The organism is Nocardioides montaniterrae, from assembly GCF_054782655.1.
Genome location: NZ_BAAGSB010000031.1, coordinates 1 through 639 on the forward strand (window position 1 = coordinate 1; position 639 = coordinate 639).

Consider the following 639-nt stretch of genomic DNA (forward strand, 5'->3'; position numbering starts at 1 on the left):
GCGCCTTGATCTGGTTGATGGTCTGGGTCTGTTGAGTGACCAGCATCTGCCGATTGACCTGCAGGATCCGCACTATTTCCGCGGTTCCGTCATCACGCTTGGGTATCGCCGATGCACGACCCGACAGAGCGGCACGGGCCGCGGTGTAGGCGTCAGCAGCATCGCTCTTGCCGTTCAGCCGACGGTCGACCTTGTCGCCGGGGGTCGTCTCTTGGAGTCGCCAACCCGCAGCATGCAGTACTCGTTTGAGTCCGGCGCCGTAGGAGTTGGTGCCCTCGACCGCGGCGACCCGGACCGTGCCAAGGGCTTCAGCCCAGGCCACGACAGCGTTATAGCCAGCTGCGTCCGCTGGGAACGCACGGTCATCGACCGGGCGGCCTGCCTGGTCGATGGCTGCTACGTGGTGGACCAGCAAGTGGGTGTCGACACCGACATAGATGCCCGTTCTTGATCTGTCGCTCATGATGGACACATCCCTTCGTTTGGGGTGCGTCGGGTCGGCGGGCAGACAAATCAGTGAAGGGCAGTCTGTTGCCGCAGGCTCCTATCAAGTCATGCAGGCCGGCCCGGCGCGATCATTCAGATGACGCCCGGCCGCAGCCGACACTTCGAAACCAAGACAGCCAGCGGCGTCAGATA

Annotated in this window: 1 protein-coding gene; it reads right to left on the reverse strand. The window is 63.2% G+C overall.

Annotated features, from left to right (window positions below; translation table 11 throughout):
- The coding region (locus tag ACYVJ3_RS16625) for an IS110 family transposase (RefSeq protein WP_460854193.1) at positions 1 to 463 on the reverse strand (463 nt) is incomplete at its 3' end.
- Between the last annotated feature and the right edge of the window lie 176 nt (positions 464 to 639).